This is a genomic window from Cyanobium sp. BA5m-21, from assembly GCF_024346235.1.
Taxonomy (GTDB): domain Bacteria; phylum Cyanobacteriota; class Cyanobacteriia; order PCC-6307; family Cyanobiaceae; genus Cyanobium_A; species Cyanobium_A usitatum.
This window is the reverse complement of record NZ_JAGQCO010000003.1, coordinates 17,578-41,363: the sequence shown is the minus strand read 5'-3', so window position 1 is coordinate 41,363 and position 23,786 is coordinate 17,578. Positions and strand designations below refer to the sequence as shown.

Below are 23,786 nucleotides of genomic sequence, written 5' to 3'. Positions count from 1 at the left end.
CTAGTGGTGAATCAGCTCAGTTGCTTGACTAAACGTATGAGCTCGTCAGGCTTTGAGGTTTTCAAAAGGGCTTCATCCATCATGACTTGGTTGCTGAGCACTAGATCCCCAAGGGCTTTTTCCAGCGTTTGCATTGATAGTTGACCACCTGTCTGAATTGCAGAGTAAAGCTGGGCGGTTTTACCTTCCCGGATCAGGTTTGCGGTGGCTGGTGTATTGATCATGATCTCCTGAGCCATGACTCGACCAGATTGGCCGGGGCTTGGATTGTGGCGCTTGCACAGGGTTTGGGCAAAAACGGCCACAAGGCTGCTGCTTAGCTGCACCCGAATCTGATTCTGTTGGCTGGGGGGAAAAACATCCACCATGCGGTCCACGGTTTGGGCGGCCGAACTGGTGTGCAGGGTGCCCAATACCAGGTGACCGGTCTCTGCTGCCGTAATTGCTAACTGGATGGTGTCGAGGTCTCGAAGCTCGCCCACCAGGATTACGTCGGGATCTTCCCGAAGGGCTGCCTTTAGGGCATTGGCAAAGCTGCGGGTGTCTTCGTTGAGCTGGCGCTGGTGGATGACACTTTTTACTGGTCTGTATGTGAATTCAATCGGGTCTTCAATGGTCAATATATGTTCTGCCCGGGTTTGATTTATATGCTCGATCATTGCCGCCAGGGTTGTGGTTTTGCCAGAGCCGGTGGGGCCTGTTACGAGAATCAGCCCTTTGGGCATGTGGCTCATTTCCTCCACAATCGGTGGTAGCCCTAGGCTTTCCAGGGTAGGTACGGTGTTGGAAAGGGCTCGCAGGCAGGCGGCGTAGGTACCCTTCTGGCGATAAACATTGACCCTGAAGCGGGCGATCCCTTTAAGGCCATAGGCGCAATCTAATTCCCAGGTTTGCTCTAGCTGCTTGCGCTGGGCATTATTTAGCATGGAGAAGATTAGTTTATTGCAGCTTTCTTCGTCTAGGGAAACATCGTGTATGGGCCTTAGTTGACCGCTGAACCTTCCATAGGGAGGTTGGCCGGCGCTGATATGGAGATCACTGCCGCCATCCTTTACAAGCTGGGTCATCAAGTCTTCAATCATTACGGCCATGGGACCCTCAGCGGCTAGTTAGACAGTAGGGACATTCAAGCCAGTCGTCATGGAGCCCGGCGCCGCAGTTGCTGCAGGTGAGGGTGCTTAGTGACTTAGAGCGGCGTTCAGCTTCCAGGCCTGAATCAGTGAGCAGCATCCGTTCGACCTCGGCCAGGGTTGTGTGACCTTCGCGCACTAAGTGCAGCCCGTAGCCCAAAAGGGTTTTCATGCCGTTTTCAAGCGCCATTCGCCGCAGCACATCTGTGGGTTCCCTCTTGGCGACAGCTGCTGCCAAGGTATCCGTCATCCGTAGGATTTCGTAGACACCGATTCTTCCTTTGTAGCCGGCACCGTTGCAAGCAGGGCAGCAGCCTTCCTGGTTGCGGTTCTGGGTGTTGGCCTTGAAGAAGGTCACCGTGGTTTCGTGGCTACTCAACAGACCAAAACGGGCCAGTTCTTCCGGATTGGGGGTGTAACTAATTCTGCAAGCCGAACACACCCGACGCAGCAGCCGCTGGGACACGATGCCCAGCAGTGATGCGCTCACCATGAAGGGCTCCACACCCATTTCATCGAGGCGGGCGATGGCGCTGGCCGCGTCGTTGCAGTGCAGGGTGGTCATCACTAGGTGGCCAGTAAGTGCGGCCTCGATCGCCGTTTTGGCCGTCTCCAAGTCGCGGGTTTCCCCCACCAGCAAAACGTCAGGGTCCTGTCGCATAAAGGTACGTAGCGCCATACTGAAATCGAGCCCCTTCTCTCGATTTACTTGGGTTTGGGTGATGCCATGCAGGGTGTATTCAATCGGGTCTTCAACCGTGGAAATGTTGATGCCTGGATCGTTGCGCTCAGCCAGTAGGGCGTAGAGGGTGGTTGACTTGCCCGAGCCGGTCGGGCCTGTCACCAGAATCATTCCGTAGGGTTTAGATCCCAGCTCTCGCAGGGTTTTTCTTGCATCCGCATCGGTGATTAGGGTTTCTAGGCCGAGCTGAGTAGCGCCGCTGTCAAGTAGGCGCAGGCATACTTTTTCACCATTTCGGCTGGGCAAAGTGCTTACCCGAAAATCCATTTTGCGGCCGCGGAACATGCGCCTTATGCGGCCGTCTTGAGGCAATCGTCGCTCGGCGATATCCAGATCCGCCATGATTTTGATGCGTGATGTGACGGCTGGCGTCAGGCTCTTTGGGAGGTCCTCGAAGTGCTTCTGCAGCACACCGTCGAGGCGAAAGCGAATTTCCAGGGTGTTTTCCTGGGGTTCCACGTGAATATCACTGGCCCCCAAGGTGAGCGCCTCGATCAGGATTCTGTCCACCAGGCTGATGATTGGTGACGCATTGGCACTGCTGCTGCCAGCAGCAGTGCCCTCCAGATCTTCGACATCGGCAACCTCCTGCAGCTGCCCTTCGGAGGTGCCAGGGATTCCTAGGTCTTTGGTTAGGGAGCGGGGGGGGTTAAAGCTTGCAGGTGGTCGCGGTTGGGCCGGCTTGGAGGCTGCGGGAGAGGGAGTTGGTGCTTTTGCCGTGAGCGCAGTTGCGAGATTTGTCGCCAACGCCAACTTCAGCTCCGCGTTGAAGCCGGCACGTTGCAATTCCTCACTTAAATTCTGGCGCTGCTGGGCCCCCCAGTTGCTAGGTACGGCAACTACCAATCTCCCTTTGGCTTCTTGAAGGGGCAAGGCGCCCAGTTCGCGCCAGCGGGCCTCTGGCAGCCCTTTGCCCGTAAAAAGTAAGTCTTGACCAAGGGCCTGCAACTCGGTTGCTTGCAGCACCGGCTCACCAACCAGCAGCTCCACCTCCAGACGTTGCTGCTCTTCGCTGCTGGCTTCAGGGACGGGGCGGGAAGGGGTGAGGGTCATGGAGCCAGAAGGTGCGGGCTTCCGCCGCTTGTGGGAGGTAGGCCCGGCGCTTCAACATGTCTAGAACCAAAGTCCGACCTTGTCAGCCATGAGCGGTGACACCTCGATGAGCGGTGATAGCAACCTGGGAGCTGGGGCCCCCCAGGCCGCTGATCCCAGCGAGATTCCGGCTACTTCGGAGATGGAGGCTGGAAAGGAGGCCGGCTCTCACCAGATTTCTGATCAGGGTTCCGATCTGGCTGGCCAGCTGGCGGCACTCAAGGCAGAGCATGAGGCCCTTAACGGCCAATACATGCGTCTGGCTGCCGACTTCGACAACTTCCGCAAGCGCCAGAGCCGCGACAGCGAAGACCTGCGCCTACAGATCACCTGCTCCACCTTGGGTGAGATTTTGCCGGTGGTCGATAACTTCGACCGGGCAAGGCAGCAGCTGAATCCCCAGCATGAGGAAGCCCAGGCGCTGCATCGCAGCTATCAGGGCCTGTACAAGCAGCTAGTGGATGTGTTCAAGCAGCTTGGGGTTTCACCGATGCGGGTAGAGGGTGAACCCTTCGATCCCAGCTTGCATGAGGCGGTCTTGCGTGAACCCAGCGAGGCTCATGCCGAAGATGTGGTGATCGAGGAGTTGCAGCGCGGCTACCACCTAAACGGTCGGGTGCTGCGCCACGCCCTGGTCAAGGTGTCGATGGGGCCTGGTTCCGGCGCCGTCCCCGCTGGCCCCCAAGCAGCTGAGAATGGCCAGGCTGAGGAGCAGGACGGCTGATGGCCGACTATTACGACCTGCTCGGCACTGCCCGCGACGCCGATCCAGACACTTTGAAGCGGGCCTACCGGCGGATGGCCCGTCAGTACCACCCGGATGTCAACAAAGATCCTGGGGCTGAAGACAAATTCAAGGAGATCGGCCGGGCCTACGAGGTGCTCAGCGATCCCCAGACTCGCGCCCGTTACGACCAGTTTGGTGAGGCGGGCCTAGGCGGCGGCGGCGCGCCTGATATGGGCGACATGGGCGGCTTTGCCGACCTGTTTGAGACCTTCTTCAGTGGCTTTGGGGGGGCGGGTGCTGGAGCGGGTCCACGGCGGCGTGGTCCCCGTCAAGGCGATGACCTGCGCCTCGACCTCACCATCAACTTCCAAGAGGCGGTGTTTGGTATCGAGAAGGAGGTGCAGGTTCGCCATCTCGAAACCTGCAGTACCTGCCAGGGGTCCGGGGCCAAGGCGGGCAGTGGACCCACAAGCTGCGGCACCTGTGGCGGCGCCGGCCAGGTGCGTCGGGCCACCCGCACCCCATTCGGCAGTTTTACCCAGGTGGCGGCTTGTCCTACCTGTGAGGGCAGCGGCCAGGTGATTGCCGACCCCTGCGGCGCCTGCGGTGGCCAAGGTTTGCAGCAGGTGCGTAAAAAGCTGCGGATCAACATCCCAGCTGGGGTTGATTCCGGTACCCGGCTGCGGGTGGCAAATGAGGGCAATGCCGGCCAGCGGGGTGGTCCCGCCGGCGATCTCTATGTGTTCCTGAGCGTTCAATCGGCTGCTGGCTTGCGCCGCGATGGCATCAACATCCACTCGGAGGTAACGCTCAATTACCTCCAGGCCATTTTGGGCGACACGATCGAGGTAGACACGGTGGACGGCCAGGAGTCGTTGGAGATTCCAGCCGGTACCCAGCCCGGAGCGGTGCTCACCCTGCAGAGCAAGGGGGTGCCCAAGCTGGGCAATCCGGTGGCTCGAGGCAACCACCTGGTTAGCATCAAGGTGCAGCTGCCCACCAAGCTCAATGCTGAGGAGCGGGAGTTGCTGGAGCAGCTGGCCGGCCACCACACCAACAAGGGCCACAAGCATCCCCATAAAAGCGGCTTGTTTGGGGGCCTCTTCGGTTGAGCGCCAGTTGGGCAGACGGCAACCCAGATGCCCAGCTCGATCTGCGTGGCATCGCTTGTCCGCTCAACTTCATTCGCACCAAGCTGGCCCTGGAGCGTTTGGTTCCTGGCCAGATCCTGCAGGTGGACCTAGATCGGGGAGAGCCCCAGCAGCAGGTGACCCAGGGGCTGGAGAGCGCAGGTCATGGGGTTACCTGCTGCGATCACCCGGAGCAACAAGGGGCCGTGCGGCTGCAGGTTCGTTGTCATGGGGGTTGAGCCTGGGCCATTGCGCCTAATTGGGCAGGTGGTGGCCCTGTTGGCCAATTACTGCTGGGTGGAACTGGATCAGCTAGGGCCCACTGGCCTGAGTCGACTTTTGTGCACCCGGCGCACCCGCCTTGGCAAAAGCGGCCAAACCATCGCCGTTGGGGATCGCGTTTGGGTGGATGGCATCGACTGGCCTGCTGGCCGGGCGGCTGTGGCGGCCCTGGAGCCGCGTCAGAGCCTGCTTGAGCGGCCCGCCGTTGCCAATGTGGCCCTCGTGGTGGTGGTGGTGGCGCTGGCGGAGCCAGAGCTGGATCTGCTCCAGCTCACACGCTTTTTGTTGACGGCTGAGGCGACGGGGCGGCCGGTGCAGTTGGTGTTCTCCAAGGCGGATCTGGTTTCGCCTGACGAGGTGGCTAGTTGGTGCCAGCGAGCTGCTGCCTGGGGTTACGACGCCCTGGCGGTATCTACCAGTAGTGGCGAGGGCATGGAGCCTTTGCTGCAGCGGCTGGCCCAGCCAGGTATCGCCGTGCTTTGTGGACCTTCTGGGGTGGGGAAGAGCAGCGTGCTCAACCGTCTTTGCCCCGAGCTCGGCCTGCGGGTGGCGGCGGTGTCAGGGCGGCTGCAGCGGGGCCGCCACACCACCCGCCATGTGGAGCTTTTCCCCTTGGCGCCCGGAGCCCTGCTGGCCGACACGCCTGGATTCAACAGGCCGCGGCTGCCCGCCGATCCCGTTGCCTTAGGCCCCCTGTTTCCGGAGATTCGGCAACGACTGGGCTTGGGCTGCTGCCGCTTCAGCAATTGCCTGCACCAGGGCGATCCCGGCTGTGCCGTTGGCTCCGACTGGGAGCGTTACCCCCTTTATGCCCAGTGTCTGAGCGATCTGCTGCTGGATGGCGAGCGAACGGGCCGGGTTGCGGACTCCCCTGACGGGTCGGGGCTGCGGCGCCGCGGTCAGGGTCTAGAGCCCCGCCTGGCGCCCGGATTGCGGCAGCTCTCCCGCCGTCGCCAGCGTCAGCAGCTGCTGGATGGGGAAGAGGATGGCCAGGCTGGCACTGGAAAAGTGACGGATTTCAGCCGCCCAGACCTGGCAGATTGAGATTTAGGCCACCGGTGAGTTCTTCCATGCGGCCTTTCATCGTGCCGGTGGACAGTTCGTAGGCGGCTTGCAACGCTTCCAGCACGGCGGCCTCGCTGGCGGCAGCCCCTTCGGCGATCAGTTCGGGGGCCAGTTGCACTCGCAGCGGTTGCTGGTTGCCCGTGAGCCAGATGCTGGCCCGGCCGTCGGCGCTGCGGCCCTCCAGTTCCATTGCATCAAGTTCTTCCTGGAGCTTTTGGGCGTTTTGCTGCAGCTCCTGGGCCTTCTTGAAGGCCTCGGTGAGCTGACCGAAGTTGGGGAGTCCGAAGCCAGCCATGCCCTAGAAGTTGCTCGGCTCAGGCTAAGGGGCAGCTAGTGCTCAGGACCGAAGCCCAGCCGCTTTACCTCAGGGTGGAGGGTCAGGCCGTGGCTGGCCAGCACCCGGCGTTGCACTTCTGCGATTAGGGCATCGATGTCGCTGGCGCTGGCCTGGCCAATGTTGACGATGAAATTCGCGTGGATTGGCGAGACTTGGGCATCACCGATCTGCAATCCCTTCAGGCCCAGCGCTTCGATCAGCTGCCCTGCTTTCTGTGGTTCTGGGTTGCGAAAAACGCTGCCGCAGCTGGGTTGTTGGTAGGGCTGGGTGCTGGTGCGGCAGTGCAGATTGGCACTGGTGCGCGAGGTAATGGCTGCGGGGTCGTGGCCGGCCTCCAGCTGGAAGGTGGCTGCCAGCACGATCCAGCTCTCTGCCTGGAGGCGGCTGTGGCGATAGGCGAAGTCCAGTTCCCGGGCTTCCAGCTCGAAGGGCGTTGCGGGATTGGCCGGGTCCAGCACCCGCACCGAGTGCAACCATTCGGCCGCGCAGCCGCCCTGAGCGCCCGCATTCATCACCACCGCGCCCCCTACGGTGCCTGGGATGCCCACGGCCCACTCCAGCCCGCTCAGGCCAAGCCGGGCTGCTTTGCGGGCCAGGGTGGGGATCGGTTCTCCGGCTTCCGCTTCCACCAGGCCGCTGGCGGCGTCGAGCCGGCTCCCCTGCAGCCGCCTGTTGCAGATGGTGAGGCCGGGCAGGCCGCTATCGGCGATCAGCAGGTTGGAGCCTGCGCCGATGCAGCGCAAGGACAGGACCTGGGCTTGGGCCCAGGCCGCCAGAGAAACCAGCTCTTCGCGCTCTCCAGGCTCGGCAAACCACTCCGCTGGACCTCCCACCTTCCAGGTGGTGAAGGGCTGAAGCCCTACCCCTTGGCGTAGGGCAGGGTGGCAGCTGGGGGCCGCAATCATCGGGCTCATGCCGCCAGGGGGGTTGCAGAGGCAGCGATGGCGCTGTCAACTGCCTGCTGGCGCTGTTCGAGGCGTTCCCAGAGGCTGTTGACGTCCCCAGCACCCATGGTGATCACCAGATCACCCTCTTGACTTTTGGCGGCCACCTGGGCGGCGAGCTCGTCGAGAGTGTTGGCCACCGCCACCGGCAGGTTGGGTGCCAGCTGCCGCACCGCCTCGGCCATGGCGGCGCTGGAGATGCCTGGAATCGGCGCTTCACCAGCGGCGTAGAGGGGCGCGATCAGTACCGAATCGGCTTCCGATAGGGCCGCTGCAAAGCCGTCCAGAAACTGGGCTGTGCGGCTGTAGCGATGGGGCTGAAACACTGCAACTAAACGCCGTGGCGCCACGGGCAGGGCGCTGCGGCCGCTGTCCACCATCAGCTTGGCCATGGCCAGGGTTGCGGCCACCTCGCTGGGGTGGTGGGCGTAGTCGTCGACCACCAGCCGGCCCTGCCATAAACCGCGGAAATCAAAGCGCCGTCCTGGGGCCTGGAGGGCGGCTACCGCCTCGCCCAGCTCGGCAAATGAAACCCCCTCCAGCCGGCAGGCGGCCATGGCCGCAACCGCGTTGCTGAGGTTGTGACGACCGGGCAAGGGCAGTTCAAAGCGGCCCACCAGCTCACCGTCTTCATAGAAGTCGGCAATGGTGCCGTCACCCCTTTGCTCTTGGGCAATCGCTGCAAAGGAGACGCCTGCGGCGCTTTCGATCGACCACCAATGACTGGCTTTGAACCGCTCGCGCAGCACCGGGTCGTCGTGGTTTGCCAGGAGCCTTGATGTGTTGCCGGCGAACCTTTGCAGGGTGGTGATCAGGGCTTCGAGGTCGGGGTAGTGGTCCGTGTGGTCGAGTTCGACGTTGGTGAGCACGCCGAGGGATGAGCGGAACTTCACCAAGGAGCCGTCCGATTCATCCGCCTCCGCCACCAGCAGCCTGCCTTCGCCATGGCGACCGTTGCTGCCAAAGGCGGGCACGATGCCGCCAATCACTGCGGTGGGGTCGTTTTGGGTAGCAGCCAGCAGGGTGGCGATCAGGGTGCTGGTAGTGGTTTTGCCATGGCTCCCGGCTACGGCGATGGAGTCCTGGCTATTGATCAAGGCGGCCAGCACGTCGGAGCGGTGGCAGATCGCCAGACCCATGCGACGGGCCTCCAGTAGCTCCGGGTTGGTCTCTGGCACCGCGGAGCTGATCACTACTTGAGGTGAGACCGAGGTGCCGCTGCGGATAGCAGCAACCGTGGCGGCATTCTGCTCCAAAAACACCCGCACCCCCAGCCGCCGCAAGCGGTCGAGCACGGCGTTGTCCCGGGGGTCGGAGCCACTTACCGCGTAGCCCCGTTCCGCCAGGATCCCTGCCAGGGCAGACATGCCGATGCCGCCAACCCCAATGAAGTGGAGTGGCTGGTGACGATCGAGCAGGGGTGCCAAACGCAACTCCAAATCAGGGTTCAGATGAGCACAAAATTAAGCTGATAACAGCCCGAAAACCTTTACGAGTTGCTGCGCGTTTGCGCATGGTCCTCGGCGTGCGCCCTTCCTGCAAGAGGGGAGACCGGAACAATTTCTGTATGATTGGCAGCCAAAACCACCTTCGTTAGCGGCTTTTGCCGCAATCGGCCATGACTTTGCGCGTTGCGATCAATGGATTTGGCCGGATTGGTCGCAACTTCACCCGCTGCTGGCTGAGCCGTGGGGCCAACACTGGCATCGAACTAGTGGGCATCAATGGCTCCGGTGACACCAACACCATGGCCCACCTGCTCAAGTACGACTCCATGCTCGGCCCCCTGCGGGGCGTGGACGTCACCACCACCGAGGACACGATCGTCCTCAACGGCAAGACGATCAAAACCTTCTACGACCGCAATCCCGCCAACCTTCCCTGGAAGGAATGGGGCGTAGATCTGGTGATCGAATCCACCGGAGTATTCAACGATGATGTGGGTGCCAGCAAGCACTTTGAAGCTGGTGCCAAAAAGGTAATTCTCACGGCACCTGGCAAGGGCGCAAAGGTTGGCACGTTTGTGGTGGGCGTTAACGCCGATCAGTACCGCCACGAAGATTGGGACATTCTCAGCAACGCCAGCTGCACCACCAATTGCATGGCTCCTGTGGTGAAGGTGCTGGATCAAGCATTCGGCATCGTCAAGGGCACGATGACGACCACCCACAGCTACACCGGTGACCAGCGCATCTTGGATGCGGCCCACCGCGACCTGCGCCGTGCCAGGGCCGCTGCGGTAAACATTGTTCCCACTAGCACCGGCGCTGCCCAGGCTGTGGCGTTGGTCTATCCGCCGATGAAGGGCAAGCTCAGCGGCATCGCTATGCGAGTGCCCACACCGAATGTCTCGGTGGTTGACATGGTGCTTGATATCAGTCGCGACACCACCAAGGAAGAGGTGAATGCCTTGCTCAAGGCCTCATCGGAAAATGGCATGAGGGGCATCATCAAGTATTGCGACCTGCCATTGGTGTCCAGCGATCATGCCGGCACCGATGAATCGGCGATCATTGATTCGGAGCTCACTACGGTTATGGGTGGCAACATGTTGAAGGTAATTGCTTGGTATGACAATGAGTGGGGTTATAGTCAGCGCGTTGTTGATCTGGCCGAAATTGTTGCCAAACAGTGGAAGTGAGCTGAGCTAATCGCCAGCTTTCAGCCGCCCCCAAGGGCGGCTTTTTAATGCTTACTTTAGAAATTCAGCTGTGGGGTTGGAGATTTTCGAATCCTGATAGCACTCGTGCTTTGACGATGCCGTCGTCCGCGGTGAGTTCTTCGAGAACATCAAAGCCATCCACCACATAACCGAAAGCGGCATAGCGGCCGTCGATCAGGTTTAGGCCCGCAGGGGTCAGTTCAGGTTCGAACAGGAAGAGGAAGAACTGGGAGGAGCCGTCGTCTAGCACTTCATCTGAGTGGGCCCAGCCCAGGGTGCCCTTGGTGGAGAAGGGTAGTTCTGGTGCGGCCTTGAACATGCCGAGGTCTTCGAAGGTTTGGTTGTAGAAGGGCTCGCTCTGGCCTGGCACCTTGATCTCTAGCGGCACCTTGCGCTCCGTTTTGGTTTTCGGGTCGATATATCCATCATTTGGGCCTTCCGGATCGCCGGTTTGCAGCACGTAAAAATCTTCGGCTCGAATGAAGGGCAGTCCGTCGTAGAAGCCGCGTTGCACCAGATCAACAAAGGCGCCGGCGGTGAGTGGCGCGTTGTAACCGTCTACAACCGCAGTTAGGTCGCCTTTAGTGGTGGTGAGCTGCACGGTTGCCCGGCCCAGCAGCCTGGGCAAATCGGCAAATTCAGCAGGAATTTGATAGGGGAACGGCCCCACCAGCAGGTCTTCGGCTTTGCCGATGCTGTTGAGGGCCTCACGGCGGGCTGCTAGCAAGGGGTCGCGCTCCTGGCCTTCGGCGGCGGCGGCGAGCACTTGCAGTTGCTCTCCCACCTGGTCCAGCAGAGCTGCGGCCTCAGTTTTTGCTGGGGCATCGAAGCCTTCGAGCATGGCTGCCTTGCGGCTGCCCAGTAAGGAAATGCAACGCCGCACGGAGCTGGCTAGGGCTGGCCAGCGCTTAGCGCGCAGGTCGTCGCTGGTGGCCTCGAGGCGATGCTGAAGCTCCTGCAGGTCGGGGGCCTTGATTGGCAAGGCATTGCGCAGCAGCGCTGCAGGGTCGGTCACGGCGTTGCCCTGGGGCAGGGCAGCCCAGGCGGTGGGGGCAGCGAGCAGTACAACCAGCATCAAGCTGGCTACGCCAGCAAACCAGCGCGCCCACGTTGAGCGATTCGCCCAGCTGGATTGGCCCCGTGCCATGGCAACACCCTGTCGTTGAGCGGACTTTGGCACAACTTCAGGGCCTCCGGAATGGCCCCGCAGAGGCCCGTTCCGGTAGCCAGCCTTACAATCCCCCAGATCTGAACCGCCGGAATGATCTCCAGCAACGACTTTCGAACCGGTACCTCAATCGAGCTGGATGGCCAGGTCTGGAGGGTCGTTGAGTTTTTGCACGTCAAGCCCGGCAAGGGATCGGCGTTCGTGCGCACCAAGCTCAAGGCGGTGCAGAGCGGCAACGTCGTGGAGAAGACCTTTCGGGCAGGTGAGATGCTGCCCCAAGCCATTCTCGAAAAGAGCACCCTCCAGCACACCTACATGGAGGGTGACGACTTCGTGTTCATGGATATGGGCAGCTACGAGGAAACCCGGCTGACGGCCAAACAGATTGGTGACAGCCGCAAGTACCTCAAGGAGGGCATGGAGGTCAACGTGGTGGCCTGGAACGGCAAACCCTTGGAGGTGGAACTACCCAACTCGGTGGTGCTGGCTATCACCCAGACCGATCCGGGCGTCAAGGGCGATACGGCCACGGGCGGCACCAAGCCTGCGATCGTTGAAACGGGAGCCCAGGTGATGGTGCCCCTGTTCCTGTCGATCGGCGAGAAAATCAAGATCGATACTCGTACCGACAGCTATTTGGGCAGGGAGAACTGATCGCCATGCAGCTCAACCACGACCAGCTTCAGCACCTTCTCGCCCTGCTTGGCGAGAGCGACATCCAGGAGTTGAAGCTCGAAGGAGACGACTTCCGCTTGGAGGTGCGTCGCAACCTTCCCAGTGCAGCGCCTACAACTGTTTTCCAGGCCAGTGCCGCTCCGGCCCAGGTGCTGCAGGCAGCGTCCCCCCTGCCCGTTGCCCCCTCGGCTCCACCGCCACCGGCTGCTGCCAGCCGCGGCGACCTGCTTGAGGTCACAGCACCGATGGTCGCCACCTTCTATCGAGCTGCAGCTCCCGGCGAAGCCCCCTTTGTGGAAGTGGGTGCCCGCATCAAAGTCGGCCAGACCGTCTGCATTCTTGAGGCGATGAAGCTGATGAATGAGCTGGAGTCTGAGGTGGGCGGTGAGGTGGTTGAAATCCTGGTGGAAAACGGCACTCCCGTGGAATTCGGTCAGGTGTTGATGCGGGTGCGGCCGGCCTGAGCGGCTAGCCCAGATCCCTTGCCGTAATCAGGGCAGCCGCCATGCTGTCGGCCCTGGCTAGGCTTTGGCCAGCTATCGCGAAGCCTGTGCCGTGATCTGGTGAGGTGCGCATAAACGGCAACCCCAAGGTGGTGTTGACTGCGGCATCAAAGGCCAGCAATTTCACCGGGATTAGTCCCTGGTCGTGATACAGCGCCAGGTAGCCATCGGGGCCTGGTCTGGGGCCCGGCCAGGCGGCGGCCGCGCTTAGCCAGCAGGTGTCCGGCGGCAATGGGCCTTCGAGCTGCACCTCTGGATGCTGCCGGCGCCAGGCCTCCAGGGCTGCTTCCAACCAGGTGCTCTCCTCTTGCCCCAGGCGCCCCGCCTCGCCGGCATGGGGATTGAGTCCTGCCACCACTAGGTGGGGGGCTGGGTTGAAGCGCTGGCAGAAGGCCAGGAGCTTATCCAGCTTGCGTTGCACCAAGGCTCCATTTAGATGTTGGGGTACGGCGGCCAGGGGAATGTGGGTGGTGGCCAGCAGGGTGTTGAGACGCCAGTGGCCCGCGGGTGCTAGCGCGGTAAACAGCATCGAGGCTTCGGGGCTGCCGCTGAGTTCCGCCAGCCGCTCGGTTTGGCCTGGGTAGGGGTGGCCGGCAGCGTGCCAGCTGGCCTTGGCGATTGGCGCTGTCACCAGGGCCCGGCAGCGGCCGCTTTGCACCAGCTCGACGGCGGCGGTGAGCCAGTTGAAGCTTGCTGCTCCGCAGGCCGGGGTGCTGCGTCCTGGCTGGCAGCTCTCCACTAAGGGCAGATCGAAAATCTCCAGCTCTGCCGGATCCCGCAGCGTTTCGCTGCTGCTGGGCTTGAGCAGTTGGTAGCTGGTTTCCAGCCAGCGGCGGCAACCCACCAGCAGGGGCTGCTGTGAGCGCCATTCCGCCCTGGCCAGGGCCTTGAGAGTTACCTCAGCGCCTATGCCGGCAGGATCCCCTAGGGCAATGGCAAGCCGGGCTGGGGTGGGGTTGGATGGGGCTTGGCCGCTTGTGGTGGAGCCCATGCTGCGCTGGTTGTTGCTGGGGGGTCTTTTGCTGGGTCTGGGCACGGGGCTCAGCAAGGGCTGGATCGAGTTGCGTTGGGGGCGCTTGCTGGCTGATTTGGGCCTGCCCTACGTGGTTGATCCCGGGGATCTGCGGGACTGCCCGCCACCTAGCTCCTCCGCTAAGCAGGCCCGGTAGCCCTCCCGGTAGTTTGGATAGCGCAGCTTGTAGCCCAGCTGTTGGGTCAGCAGCTGGTTGCTGACCCGCCGGTTTTCGCTCCAGAAGCTGCGGGCCATGGGGCTCATGCTGCCGGCGACCTCGGCGTAGTGCTCCATTGGTGGCAGTTTGTGCCCCAGTAGGTGGGCCGCATAGCCCAGGGTCTCGCTGGAGGGGCAGGGGCAGTTGTCGGTCACATTGACCACTGTCGGGCGCTCCTGCTGCGGCCGGGCCAGGCAGTGCAGCAGGCAACCGACGATGTCGTCGACGTGTACTCGGCAAAACATTTGGCCAGGCTTGTGGATGAGACGGCTTTGCCCCGCTTGCAGGGCCGCAAATGGCGAGCGGTTGGGTCCGTAGATGGCTGGCAGCCGGAAAATCTGCACGGGTAGTTCTGTGGCTAGCCACGCCTGCTCCGCCGCAACCCGGGCCTGGCTGCGGCCGGCTCGGGCTGGGGTTGGGGCGGTTTCGTCAACCCAGGCCCCAGCGGTGTCGCCATAGACGCCGGTGGTGGAGAGGTAGCCCAGCCATTGCAGGGGCAGCTCTCGCAGGCTTGGTCCTAGTAAGCGCAGCGCCGGATCGTCCTGGCTTGGATCCGGGGGCACGCACACCACCACATCCGTGATGCCAGCCAGGGCGCCAGGGGCTGGCAGGGAGGCGCCGTCTGGAGAGCTGTTGAAGGGGAGCCATTCCAGGCCCTCGCCGCTGGAGCGTGGTTGGCGGCTGGTGAGGCGAACCGCCATGCCGCTGCGCTGGGCGGCCTGGGCGAGCCGCAGGCCCGTGAAGCCGCCGCCGATCACCAGCAGCTGGCGGGCGGGCTTGACAAGTGCCTGGATCATGAGTACACCTGTATTACCCCTGAAGTGATCGCCATGACGGTCTCAGTTTTCACGGTCTCAGCCTTTCCGGTCTCAGCCTTTCCTGTTACTGGTTCCCGTGTTTCAAGCTCCATTGCGCCAGGCTTGCGGGTTGCTCTTGAGTTCCCGGCACCAATCTCTAATACGCCGGTCTCTTCAAGGCAGCGGTCCCGCTCCAGTGGTCGTGAGATCACCGTGCCGGCGGTGTTGGCGGGGGTGCTGCTGCTGCTGGCTTTGGTGGTTGCCCCCGAGCGACCCCAGGTTCAGGAGGCCATCTGCCAGCGCCACAACGGCGCCGAGGCCTGCCGGGTCTGGTGAGGTTCCACCAGTTCTTCCAATTGGCCGGGATGCACCCACTGGAGCAGCCGCATTGCTAGACGCAGGTCTCCATCGGTCCAGGCACGAATCGCCATCGAGCGGCGAGGGTCGTAAAAGGGCTGTCGCCGGTACCAGGCAAAGGCATCCGCATCTCCCTTGGCGCCATTACAGGCCAGACAGGCGGGCACGCAGTTCTCGGTGACACTTAGCCCGCCCCGGCTCTGGGGGTGTACGTGGTCGATTGATTCCGAGCGCTCACCGCAATAAATGCAGTGTTGGTCGGTGATTAGATGAAGGGATTGGCGCCAGCGTCTGACGCGCAATTTGGGACAGAGATCCTCAAGGAACACCCCATCCCTGGCCTGCATCAGCGCGACTCGGTTGAGCAAAGTTTGCCCCCATCACCTGGGGTGTCAATGTGTCGACGATTGCACTTCCGCGGATGCGGTGTCTGCTGCGGCTGGGGGCGACGGGTTTGATTGAGGTAGTTAGCCCCTACGACGCGGTCACCCAAGCCCAGTTGCGGGCGATCCGCCCCCGGGGGAGTTGGTCGGGTCGGCAGCGTTGCTGGTCATTTCCCCTAGAAGCTGCCGCCGCCTTGCAGCAAGCCCTGGCAGGCCGGTTTCCTGTGCAGCCCGAGCTGGCCCAGTGGCTCGCCTGGCTGGAGCAGCCCCTGCCCCCCCTGCCCCCCCATCGGCAGTTGGTGGCGTCGGCAGATTTGGAGCAGCCCCTGCTGGATGGCCGCCTCCTGTTTGCCCATCAGCGGGCCGCGGTGCGCTGGCTACTGGCCCGCCGCGGCGCCGTGCTCGCGGATGCCATGGGGTTGGGTAAGACGCTCACAGCCCTGATGGCGGCTCGGGCCATGGTGCGCCAAGCCGATTGCCGCATCTTGGTGATTGCCCCGGTTGGTCTGCACGACCATTGGCAGGGTGAGGCGGCCAGCCTTGGCCTGCATCTGGAGCTGCACAGCTGGGCCCGGTTGCCCGACGCCTTGCCGCCCGCCGGCACCGTGCTGATCGCCGATGAGGCCCACTTCGCCCAAAACGGCCATACCCGCCGCAGCCAGGGGCTGCTGCGCCTGGCCCGCCACCCCCGGCTGCGAGCCATCTGGCTACTGACCGGCACGCCGATGAAAAATGGCCGCCCAGCCCAGTTATTTCCCCTGCTGGCGGCGATCGGTCACCCCCTTGCCCGCGACCAACGGGCCTTTGAGGAACTCTTCTGCCAGGGCCATTGGCGCGAGCAGGGCGGACGGCGCCTCTGGCAGGCGAATGGGGCCAGCCATCTGGAAGACCTGCAGCGGCTGGTGCGGCCCCTGGTGCTGCATCGCCGTAAGCAGGATTGCCTCGACCTGCCCCCCAAGCTGCGCCAGCTGTGGCCAGTTGAGCTGGATGAGCCTTCGGCCCGCGGCTTTCAGCACCGCCTGCAGCTCAAGGTCGACGACTATCGCCGTCGGGCTGCCCTCGGTGAGGTGCGCCGCGATGCCGAGCTGCTGGCCGTGCTCACGGCCCTGCGCCAGATCGGCTCCGATTACAAACTCCCAGCCACCCGGGCCTTGGTGGCTCCGTTGCTGGCCAAGGGCGAGGCGGTGGTGGTGTTTACGGCTTTCGTGGCTACGGCTGAGATGTTGCACCGCAGTTTTGAAGACAGTTGTGTCCTCACCGGCGCCCTGCCGCCGGCCCAGCGCCAGGCCCAGGTTGATGCGTTTCAGCGCGGTGAGCATTCCCTGCTGATCGCTACCTATGGCACCGGGGGCTTGGGCTTCACCCTGCATCGGGCGCGGCATGTGGTGCTAATTGAGCGCCCCTGGACCCCAGGGGATGCGGAACAGGCAGAAGATCGCTGTCACCGCATCGGTATGGGGGCCTGCCTGACCAGCCATTGGCTGCAGCTGGGCGTTGCTGACCAGTTGGTGGACGGCTTACTGGCCAGTAAGGCCGAGCGCATCGCCGTGTTGTTGCAGCGGCGCTCCCAGCTGCTGGAGCGCCGTAGTTTGCCGGCCATGATGAGAGACCTGATGGGTCGCTGGTGAGGCTGCTCAGGGTTGGGGGCGGTCTTGGTTTGCGCCCATGCCTTTGCCACTGCCCATGGCTTTGCCACCGCTTTCCCTGCAGAGCTGTTGACGCAGGTTCAGATCGGTGCGCAGTTGGGGATCCAGGCTGGCTGGTGGTTTAGAGCGGGCAAGGGCTGCAGCCCGGTTGATATCAGCGCAGGCTGCTGCCTCGTTGCCCGCCAGGCTGTGTAGCAGGTAGCGATCGTTGAGAGGGCTTGGGTTGGTTGGAAATGCCGCCACTACGGCGTCGCAGCGGCCGATCTGTTCCGTTAGCTGGTCGAGCTGCACGGTTTGCAGGCAGTCGTCGCTGCGTACCTGGCGCTGGGGCAAGGGCTCTTCAGCGCAGCCACCGGCAAGCAGCAGCAGCCCTGCCAGGGCTGCCAAGCTGCCCCCCGCTCGGCATCCGGCTCGGCATCCGTTTCGGCACAAATATTGGCGAGCCCTATTGACCCAGCCGCTCACTGCGGGAGGTGCCACTAGGCGCTGGGCTGGTGCTGGCTTCTGGCTTGGCTTCGGGTTTTGCGAACAGGTCACCTAGGTAGCGGCCGCAGTCGGGAAACACGCTGGGGTTCTGCACCACAGCTTCTGTGATCATCACCGCGGCGTGTTCCGGGGAGGTCTTGAACAGTTTGTCGTTTTGGCGTTTGATCACCGCGTAGGCGGCATCCCAGCTCACCTGGTGGCTGTTGCCGCTGCTGCGCATAAAGCAATAGATCTGAGCCCCCTTGCCCCCTGAGCCGGCGTTGGCGGCGGCGGCATTGGCCTCAGCTGTCTGGGCCTGGCCGGGTAGGACGAGGCCGAATCCAGCAGCGCTGCCAACCAGGACCAGCAGGGCTCGGCGTAGCCCGGGAATCTGCCTCAAAGTCATCTTTAGTGCCATGGCCTGGGGCGTCAACGGGGATACCGGAGCCCAACGTATCGATCACTTTGGCCTAAGTCGAGTCTGGGGCAGGGAAGAGCTCTGGCCTTGGCTGGTGCTGGTTTGTGTGTTGTGATCGGCTCCCATGCCCCGATTGCCATGGCTTACGAGTCGGTTTCCTTCCGCATCAGCCGTAATGCTGAAGATTTGGCCCAAACCGTGCACGCCCTCTCCCAGCGGCTGGTGAGGCTGGAGCAGCGTTTGGAAGCCACGGAGCTGCAACTTGATCGCCAGGGAGAGCATGATCCCCAGGAGATCACCAGTCTCGACAACGTTGAACGACTGTTGGTCGACTGTCGCGCCTTGCTCGAGCTCACCGACAACAACGAGCTCACCGACCAAGATGAGCTCACCGACCAAAACGATGAGATGGCGGCAGCGGCTTGATCCCGGGGGCTGGTCAGCGGTGTCAGAATGGGAAGAAAGTAGTTATGGCATACCCCACTCCCTCCCAAAATGGTTCCACCAATCGCTGCTCGCAAGCCTCGGGATTAGCCCCTTCAGTTACCAACCAGGCTCCTTCTGGCCGCAGCGGCTACCCACCTACCTCTGGAGAGGGGGAGCATCAGTTGGAGAAGCTGGAGTTTGCACTGGCAGTGGCCCTCACCCGGGGTGATGAACAGAGATCCCAGTCTTTGCGTGATCAAATTGCCGCGTTGGGTGGCAATCGGGAAGAGCCAGGAACATGAAGCGCGGGGGGCCTGGGTGAGCTAGGTGATGTTTTCACTGGGTATGTTCAGCCTGGCGTATGATCAAAAGGAATGCTTTGATCTTGCAATGGATATATCAACCCTTTCCAGGATGGCTAAAGCCGATTTTGCATGGGCCATTCCCGTTCAGATACCGTTGAGATGACTGCCATTTTTACTAGTCCTGCGCGTACTTCTTCGTTGGCCGCACCCTCGGCTGACGCGCGCGAACAATTCCTTGTTTCGATTCGGGCCGATGAGGCTCGGGCGCGCCTTGCTGCTGAGCAAGGAGATTTGCCCCAAGCCGCACGCTTCATCATTGCGGCTTTGGATGGCGAGCGCCGGATGGCGGCCACCGGCCCTCAGGTTTTGCAGCTGATCAAGCCTCGGGGCTGAATCAGGCTAATCCCGCTGGCCTAATTCGCTAATTCGTCTGCTAGGCCAATTCGTCTCTTGCCCAATCTGATGATTTGAGAATAAAGCGGGTGACCGGACTCGAACCGGCGACGTTCAGCTTGGGAAGCTTCTCGATTGATTGGCCGAACTGCCTGTGCCGCTGTGAGTCTCGTAAGGCTTCTGGCTTGGATGTGAGAAGGTCTGTGAGAAGCTTTCGATCAGGCGCTTGCCATCGATAGCTGATCTGCAAGCAGCGCATAGCCCATGGCTCGATAGCCCCGCAGCCGTCGCTCCCACATCCGTTGCGTGATCGGATGGCCGAGATCAAGCCAATCGATGATGCGCACGCTTGTCTTGCCGCTCTGTTGTCTATGCAGGCGGCCGGCGTATTGCTGCAGTGTGCCCTTCCACGACACGGGCATCGCCAGCAGCAGGGTGTCGAGCGGTGGATGGTCGAAGCCTTCCCCCACCAGTCGCCCGGTGGCCAGCACGATGCGGGGTGCATCAGGAGGTAACGCTTCCAGCGCGGCGCTGCGTTGGCGTGCGCTTAGGCGTCCATGCAGCAGAAACAGGTTTGCTACCTGCTCGGCCAGCGCACCGGCAATCGCGGTGATGTGATCGGTGCGCTCACTGAGCAGCAGCAGCTTGCGGCCATCACCCCAGCAGGCGAGAGCCTCGACCACGATCCGCTCGGTGCGGCGTGGGTCCTCCGCCAAGCGACGCATCAGCTCCTGGATCGGCAGATCGGCCGGTAGTGCAGGGAGCTGATGGGTGCGGCTCACCAGCTCCAGGGTCTTAGGCGCCCCGGCAGGTCGCTGGGCGGAGTGGCGAATGGGGCCGCACTGCATGAACAGGATCGGCTGCAGACCGTCCCGGCGCACCAGGGTGGCCGACAACCCCAGCACGTGGCGGGCCTTCACATGCCTGAGGATCGTTTCAAAGGAGGCGGCGGCGATGTGGTGGCATTCGTCGACGATCACCTGCCCGTAGCTCTGCACCACGGGGTTCACCTCCCCCTTCCGAACCAGCGACTGCATCACGGCGATGTCGAGTTGGCCGGTGGGCTTGGCTTTGCCACCACCGATGCATCCGATCGCCTCAGGAGCGACATCCAGAAAGGCGTGGAGCCGCTCTTGCCATTGGCGCAGCAACTCCGCCCGATGCACCAGCACCAGGGTGTTGACCCTGCGGCGCGCCAGGATCGCTGCTGCCACCACTGTTTTCCCGAACGCCGTTGGCGCCTGCAGCACGCCGATGTCATGGCGCAGCATTGCTGCCACGGCGGTCTCCTGGTCATTGCGAAGTTGGCCCGTGAACACCAGCTCCAGCGGTAAGCCGTTCTGGCGTTCATCCATCAGCTCCCAGCTGACCCCTTGCTCCTTCAGCAGGGTCTGCACGGGTTCCAGGCAGCCCCGCGGCAGGGCAATGTGCTGGGGAAAGTTCTCGGCGCAGCTGATCACCCGCGGTTTGTCCCATACCGACAGGCGCATCGCCTGAGCCTTGTAGAAGGCCGGGTTGGCGAAGGCGGTGAGGCGGATCAGGCGATTGAGCAGTGGCTGCGGCAGGGCCGAGCGCTCCACATAGAGGCGATCGGCCAGGGTGAGCGTGAGGGAGGTTGGCAGCGGTCCGCTGAGCTTCGCAATTGCAGGAGGTGCCTTCCACGGGGTCGCCAGGTCCTCCTCGTCGATGAAGCTGAGATCGAGCGGATGGGCACCGCCGGTGGCGGTCTGAAGCACGCTCTGCAGCCCCGCCATCGACAGCCGCTGCAGGGTTGCCAGATAGGCCCACTGATCGGGATAGGGCTGCAGGTCGTCATCCACGAACACGCTGCAACCCCGCTGCCGGGCTTCCTTCTGCAGCGGCAGGGCGATCAGGTTGCCGAAGCCCCCCTTGGGCATGGTGTCCTGATTCGGGAAGAGCCGGTCGTAGGAGCTCAGCTGCAGCTGGCGCGATGCCTATCAGGTGTGACTGATCAGGGCTGCCCCGAGCTGGCGGGCCTCTCGGGCCGGTATCGCCTCATCGAAGAACATCCACACATGGGCGCCCTCTCCGGAACGGGAGATCTCGAGTGCGGCCGGCACCGCTAGCTCCCGACACGAGCGTAGAAAGGCCCGGGCGTCATCGCGCCAGTCCTGCTCGTCAAAGTCGACGGCCAGCAGGTGGCAATGGTCGTTGCCCAGCAGGGGGTAGAGGCCGATGGTGTGGTCTCCGGCCAGATGGGCGTAGATCGCTGCATCGCTGAGGGGCAGCAGCTCCCGGTGGTTGCAGTCGCGGCAGGAGATCCGTGGCTTCTCGCAGATGCCTGACCGCCACTCATTGGCGCAGGCCGGCGCATAGCCCGAACGGCCACTGCTGCTGCTCTGCCAGCGCAGGGCATGCATGTCATCGCGACCGCGGAACAGGCGCCGGAACAGCGCCACCTTCTCCTGCGTGGAACTGGGGCCGTTGGCAGGTGCTGCCTTCGAAATCGGCGCGGGTTCCGTTGGGGCAGGTTCGCCGGATCTCCATGCGATGCCGTGGGCCTCCAGAAGCCCAATCAAGCGGGCGTTCTCCCGGCGCAGCCGATCTAGATAAGGGGGCTTGGCGTCGGCCATGGGGCATGCGCTTCAGCGCTGATCGGCATGTTGGTAGACAACATTGCGCTCCCGCTTGCCCACTGCCACGACAAGTACGAGGAGCTCATGGTCACGCACCTCGTAGACCAGACGGTACCCGGCGGCCCGCAACTTGATCTTGTAGCGGTTGGAGGATCCACGCAATTTGCTCGCGGGGATCCTGGGCTCAGTCAGCCGCTCGGCCAACTTGTTCTTGAACTGCTCTCGGGTTCCTGGCGTTAGCTTCCGCCACTCCCGAAGGGCTTCCGGGTGAAATGCCAGCTCAAAGGGCATCGAGGCTGACCCGCACCGGCTCCTGGCCGTCCGTCAGGCGGGCATCGGCGATGCGGCCCAGCTCAAGGTCGTCCACCAGATCCATCAGTTCTTCGTAGGCCCTGGCCGGCACGCAGTAGAAGGCCGGCTCGTTGCGGTTGAGCACCGCGACGGCCATCCCATCTCCTGCCGCCACGGTGGCCATGGGGTTTTTCTTATGTTCCGAGATGCTCACGGCTGTCTCGGAGAGTACGCGGTGGGCCATCAGCGGGACAAGAAGGCAATACACCACAATCTAGGTCTCCAGCCAGGTCTCTTGAAAGGTCGCCGGGCGAGTCTGGATCGACTGGGTGGTGCCCGGCTGGTCTCCAGCAATTTTGGAGACCGTGCTGGGGAATTGTTTCCCTGTTATTGCAGTGTCAGGCGAGCGGTCGTTGATGCTGAAGCGGCTTGCCCTGATTACCTCCGGACATGATGTTGGGCCGAATTAAGTAGGCAATCTCCGCCCAGCCGTGATTCCGGACCGTCCAGGGCTCGACGGCCCATGAGTTCACCCCGCGCAGGTGAATGCCTGACTAATCAATGGCGCAGTCGTGAGAGGAGCTCTGTGAGAAGGTCGCTATCGCTCCCTGGCATTGCCTGCTATCACCTCGTTACTACTGGCCCTCTGCAAGTCGATGCGAGAGCGGCCGTACGCTTGACTTTCAGCGATTCTCAATCCTGGACTGAAAGCGGGTGACCGGACTCGAACCGGCGACGTTCAGCTTGGGAAGCTGACATTCTACCACTGAATTACACCCGCAAGGTGTATAAATCAAATTAGCAGAGTCTTGGGGAGAACGGTGCAAAGCCTGCTCTCCCCGGACGCTTGCTCAGCCCTTGGCTAGGGCGGCCGCACAGGCGGCTACGCCAGCACCGGCGCTGCCTTTGTGTAAGCCCAGATCCTGCAGGGTTGCTTCGATGGCAGCTACGGCTGTGAGCACGTCGCGATCACAAACAAAGCCCAGGTGGCCGATGCGGAACACCTTGCCCTTGAGGTGATCCTGGCCGCCAGCCAGCAGGATGTCGAACTTTTCTTTCACGGCTTTGCGCATCGCTTCGGCGTCGATGCCTTCTGGCGCCACGGCGGTGATGGCCGGGCTGCCACAACCCTCCGCGGCATAGAGGGGCAGACCAATCGCCTTCATACCTGCTTGGGCCGCGGCCCGGTGACGGGCATGGCGGGCGAAGATCTTTTCAAGACCCTCTGCCTGCATCATTTCCAGGGCTGCTTCGAGGGCGAAGTAGAGGTTGATGGCCGGGGTGAAGGGGTTGCTGTCGGCATGGGCCGATTTGCGGTATTTGGCCAGATCCAGATAAAACTTCGGCAGATCGGAGTGCTTGCAGGCTTCCCAGGCCCGGTCGCTCATGGCCACGAAAGCTAACCCCGGCGGCATCATGTAGCCCTTCTGGGAGCCGGAGCCGATCACGTCGATGCCCCAGTCCTCCATGGGCACATTGCAGGCACCCAGGCTGGTGACGCAGTCGGCGATGCAGAGGGCGGTGCCGTGGGCCTTGACGTGCGAGGCGATGGTCTGCAGATCGTTGATTACCCCAGTGGAGGTTTCCGAGTGGGTGATGATCACGGCCTTGATCGCTTTGGCAGTGTCGGCTTCTAGGGCGGCGCGGAAGGCCTCGGGGTCCAGGGGCTGGCCCCATTCGGCCTGGATCACCTGCACGTTCAGGCCGTAGGCCTTAGCGAGCTTCACCCAGCGCTCGCCAAACTTGCCGTTGTCGCCGCAGAGCACCGTGTCGCCTGTGCTCAGCACGTTGATAATTCCAGCCTCCATGGCAGCGGTGCCGCTGCCCGTGATCACCAGCACGTCGCCCTTTGTCTGATGCAGCCACTGCAGCTGTTGGGTGGTGCGCTTAACGATTTTCTGAAAGTCAGCGCTGCGGTGGCCGATCGGATGGCGGCCCATGGCAAGCAGGACGCGTTCCGGCACCGGGGTGGGGCCGGGGATCATCAGGCTGAGTTTGTCCTGCATGGTTAGGGGATACGGC

25 protein-coding genes, 1 tRNA gene and 1 pseudogene are annotated in these 23,786 nt (G+C 62.6%); 10 read left to right on the top strand and 17 right to left on the bottom strand.

The features are described from left to right. Nucleotides 1-11: 11 nt before the first annotated feature. Nucleotides 12-1,091 (bottom strand): type IV pilus twitching motility protein PilT, encoded by a 1,080-nt coding sequence (locus tag KBY72_RS01640; protein ID WP_254960577.1) that lies wholly within the window; start codon nt 1,089-1,091, stop codon nt 12-14. Nucleotides 1,092-1,098: 7 nt separating this feature from the next. After that, complete coding sequence (locus KBY72_RS01635) at nt 1,099-2,925, bottom strand: GspE/PulE family protein (RefSeq protein WP_254992964.1); 1,827 nt, start codon at nt 2,923-2,925, stop codon at nt 1,099-1,101. An 88-nt stretch (nt 2,926-3,013) separates the two neighbouring features. Between KBY72_RS01635 and grpE the strand changes: the two genes are divergently transcribed. The 4 genes from grpE to rsgA are packed head-to-tail and all read left to right on the top strand — an operon-like array spanning nt 3,014 to nt 6,147. Then, the gene (grpE, locus tag KBY72_RS01630; protein WP_254960575.1) at nt 3,014-3,688 is read left to right on the top strand and encodes a nucleotide exchange factor GrpE; all 675 of its coding nucleotides are present in this window, start codon (nt 3,014-3,016) and stop codon (nt 3,686-3,688) included. Beyond that, on the top strand, nt 3,688-4,803 hold the full coding sequence (dnaJ, locus tag KBY72_RS01625) for a molecular chaperone DnaJ (RefSeq protein ID WP_254960573.1): 1,116 nt from the start codon (nt 3,688-3,690) through the stop codon (nt 4,801-4,803). Before grpE ends, dnaJ begins: the two co-directional genes overlap by 1 nt. Continuing rightward, nucleotides 4,800-5,060 (top strand): sulfurtransferase TusA family protein, encoded by a 261-nt coding sequence (locus tag KBY72_RS01620; protein ID WP_106632510.1) that lies wholly within the window; start codon nt 4,800-4,802, stop codon nt 5,058-5,060. Before dnaJ ends, KBY72_RS01620 begins: the two co-directional genes overlap by 4 nt. Next, nucleotides 5,050-6,147: a ribosome small subunit-dependent GTPase A gene (rsgA, locus tag KBY72_RS01615; protein ID WP_254960572.1), complete on the top strand. Its 1,098-nt coding sequence runs from the start codon at nt 5,050-5,052 to the stop codon at nt 6,145-6,147. Before KBY72_RS01620 ends, rsgA begins: the two co-directional genes overlap by 11 nt. Here the strand turns inward: rsgA and KBY72_RS01610 are convergent. The 3 genes from KBY72_RS01610 to murC are packed head-to-tail and all read right to left on the bottom strand — an operon-like array spanning nt 6,122 to nt 8,876. Continuing rightward, nucleotides 6,122-6,463: a YbaB/EbfC family nucleoid-associated protein gene (locus KBY72_RS01610; RefSeq protein ID WP_254960571.1), complete on the bottom strand. Its 342-nt coding sequence runs from the start codon at nt 6,461-6,463 to the stop codon at nt 6,122-6,124. The genes rsgA and KBY72_RS01610 overlap by 26 nt on opposite strands. A gap of 35 nt (nt 6,464-6,498) precedes the next feature. Beyond that, nucleotides 6,499-7,410: a UDP-N-acetylmuramate dehydrogenase gene (gene murB, locus KBY72_RS01605; protein WP_254960604.1), complete on the bottom strand. Its 912-nt coding sequence runs from the start codon at nt 7,408-7,410 to the stop codon at nt 6,499-6,501. Between the two features lie 5 nt (nt 7,411-7,415). After that, nucleotides 7,416-8,876, bottom strand: coding sequence for a UDP-N-acetylmuramate--L-alanine ligase (gene murC / locus KBY72_RS01600; RefSeq protein ID WP_254960602.1), 1,461 nt, complete (start codon nt 8,874-8,876; stop codon nt 7,416-7,418). A gap of 191 nt (nt 8,877-9,067) precedes the next feature. Between murC and gap the strand changes: the two genes are divergently transcribed. After that, nucleotides 9,068-10,090: a type I glyceraldehyde-3-phosphate dehydrogenase gene (gene gap / locus KBY72_RS01595; RefSeq protein WP_254960570.1), complete on the top strand. Its 1,023-nt coding sequence runs from the start codon at nt 9,068-9,070 to the stop codon at nt 10,088-10,090. A 64-nt stretch (nt 10,091-10,154) separates the two neighbouring features. On the opposite strand, the gene KBY72_RS01590 is transcribed toward gap, so the two are convergent. Then, on the bottom strand, nt 10,155-11,258 hold the full coding sequence (locus KBY72_RS01590; protein ID WP_254992962.1) for a peptidylprolyl isomerase: 1,104 nt from the start codon (nt 11,256-11,258) through the stop codon (nt 10,155-10,157). 114 nt (nt 11,259-11,372) lie between these two features. Between KBY72_RS01590 and efp the strand changes: the two genes are divergently transcribed. Together efp and accB are read left to right on the top strand one after the other, a co-directional pair. Next, nucleotides 11,373-11,933 (top strand): elongation factor P, encoded by a 561-nt coding sequence (gene efp / locus KBY72_RS01585; protein WP_254960568.1) that lies wholly within the window; start codon nt 11,373-11,375, stop codon nt 11,931-11,933. 5 nt (nt 11,934-11,938) lie between these two features. Beyond that, entirely contained in the window at nt 11,939-12,418 is a 480-nt protein-coding gene (gene accB / locus KBY72_RS01580) for an acetyl-CoA carboxylase biotin carboxyl carrier protein (protein WP_254960567.1), read from the top strand. A gap of 4 nt (nt 12,419-12,422) precedes the next feature. On the opposite strand, the gene pdxA is transcribed toward accB, so the two are convergent. Continuing rightward, nucleotides 12,423-13,448 (bottom strand): 4-hydroxythreonine-4-phosphate dehydrogenase PdxA, encoded by a 1,026-nt coding sequence (gene pdxA / locus KBY72_RS01575; protein ID WP_254992986.1) that lies wholly within the window; start codon nt 13,446-13,448, stop codon nt 12,423-12,425. 108 nt (nt 13,449-13,556) lie between these two features. After that, nucleotides 13,557-14,483: an SDR family oxidoreductase gene (locus KBY72_RS01570; protein ID WP_254960566.1), complete on the bottom strand. Its 927-nt coding sequence runs from the start codon at nt 14,481-14,483 to the stop codon at nt 13,557-13,559. Nucleotides 14,484-14,516: 33 nt separating this feature from the next. Between KBY72_RS01570 and KBY72_RS01565 the strand changes: the two genes are divergently transcribed. After that, the gene (locus tag KBY72_RS01565) at nt 14,517-14,819 is read left to right on the top strand and encodes a hypothetical protein (RefSeq protein WP_254992960.1); all 303 of its coding nucleotides are present in this window, start codon (nt 14,517-14,519) and stop codon (nt 14,817-14,819) included. Here the strand turns inward: KBY72_RS01565 and KBY72_RS01560 are convergent. Further along, nucleotides 14,765-15,187: an HNH endonuclease gene (locus KBY72_RS01560; RefSeq protein WP_254960564.1), complete on the bottom strand. Its 423-nt coding sequence runs from the start codon at nt 15,185-15,187 to the stop codon at nt 14,765-14,767. The genes KBY72_RS01565 and KBY72_RS01560 overlap by 55 nt on opposite strands. A gap of 74 nt (nt 15,188-15,261) precedes the next feature. Here KBY72_RS01560 and KBY72_RS01555 point away from each other — a divergent pair, with 74 nt between their 5' ends. Then, nucleotides 15,262-16,851 carry a DEAD/DEAH box helicase gene (locus KBY72_RS01555; protein ID WP_254960563.1) on the top strand — a complete coding sequence of 530 codons (1,590 nt, stop codon included), beginning with the start codon at nt 15,262-15,264 and terminating at the stop codon, nt 16,849-16,851. Nucleotides 16,852-16,857: 6 nt separating this feature from the next. Here the strand turns inward: KBY72_RS01555 and KBY72_RS01550 are convergent, their stop codons facing one another. Then, on the bottom strand, nt 16,858-17,256 hold the full coding sequence (locus tag KBY72_RS01550) for a hypothetical protein (RefSeq protein WP_254960562.1): 399 nt from the start codon (nt 17,254-17,256) through the stop codon (nt 16,858-16,860). Between the two features lie 58 nt (nt 17,257-17,314). Then, the gene (locus KBY72_RS01545) at nt 17,315-17,740 is read right to left on the bottom strand and encodes a DUF6554 family protein (RefSeq protein WP_254960561.1); all 426 of its coding nucleotides are present in this window, start codon (nt 17,738-17,740) and stop codon (nt 17,315-17,317) included. A 150-nt stretch (nt 17,741-17,890) separates the two neighbouring features. Here KBY72_RS01545 and KBY72_RS01540 point away from each other — a divergent pair, with 150 nt between their 5' ends. Beyond that, nucleotides 17,891-18,178, top strand: a complete 288-nt coding sequence (locus KBY72_RS01540; protein WP_254960560.1) for a hypothetical protein — start codon at nt 17,891-17,893, stop codon at nt 18,176-18,178. A gap of 916 nt (nt 18,179-19,094) precedes the next feature. Here KBY72_RS01540 and KBY72_RS14490 read toward each other — a convergent pair. From KBY72_RS14490 to KBY72_RS01510, 6 genes and pseudogenes are all read right to left on the bottom strand, one after another. Then, nucleotides 19,095-19,601, bottom strand: coding sequence for a DEAD/DEAH box helicase (locus tag KBY72_RS14490; RefSeq protein ID WP_409995474.1), 507 nt, complete (start codon nt 19,599-19,601; stop codon nt 19,095-19,097). A gap of 165 nt (nt 19,602-19,766) precedes the next feature. Beyond that, nucleotides 19,767-21,470, bottom strand: a pseudogene (locus tag KBY72_RS14485) (TOTE conflict system archaeo-eukaryotic primase domain-containing protein); the annotation flags it as partial. 12 nt (nt 21,471-21,482) lie between these two features. Next, complete coding sequence (locus KBY72_RS01525; protein ID WP_254959190.1) at nt 21,483-21,764, bottom strand: type II toxin-antitoxin system RelE family toxin; 282 nt, start codon at nt 21,762-21,764, stop codon at nt 21,483-21,485. Beyond that, on the bottom strand, nt 21,754-22,008 hold the full coding sequence (locus KBY72_RS01520) for a type II toxin-antitoxin system Phd/YefM family antitoxin (protein WP_254992958.1): 255 nt from the start codon (nt 22,006-22,008) through the stop codon (nt 21,754-21,756). The genes KBY72_RS01525 and KBY72_RS01520 overlap by 11 nt, the downstream gene beginning before the upstream one ends. A gap of 465 nt (nt 22,009-22,473) precedes the next feature. Further along, nucleotides 22,474-22,545, bottom strand: a tRNA-Gly gene (locus tag KBY72_RS01515). A 70-nt stretch (nt 22,546-22,615) separates the two neighbouring features. After that, a complete protein-coding gene (locus KBY72_RS01510; RefSeq protein ID WP_254960556.1) occupies nt 22,616-23,770 on the bottom strand; it encodes a pyridoxal-phosphate-dependent aminotransferase family protein in 1,155 nt (384 codons plus the stop codon). Nucleotides 23,771-23,786: the final 16 nt, after the last annotated feature.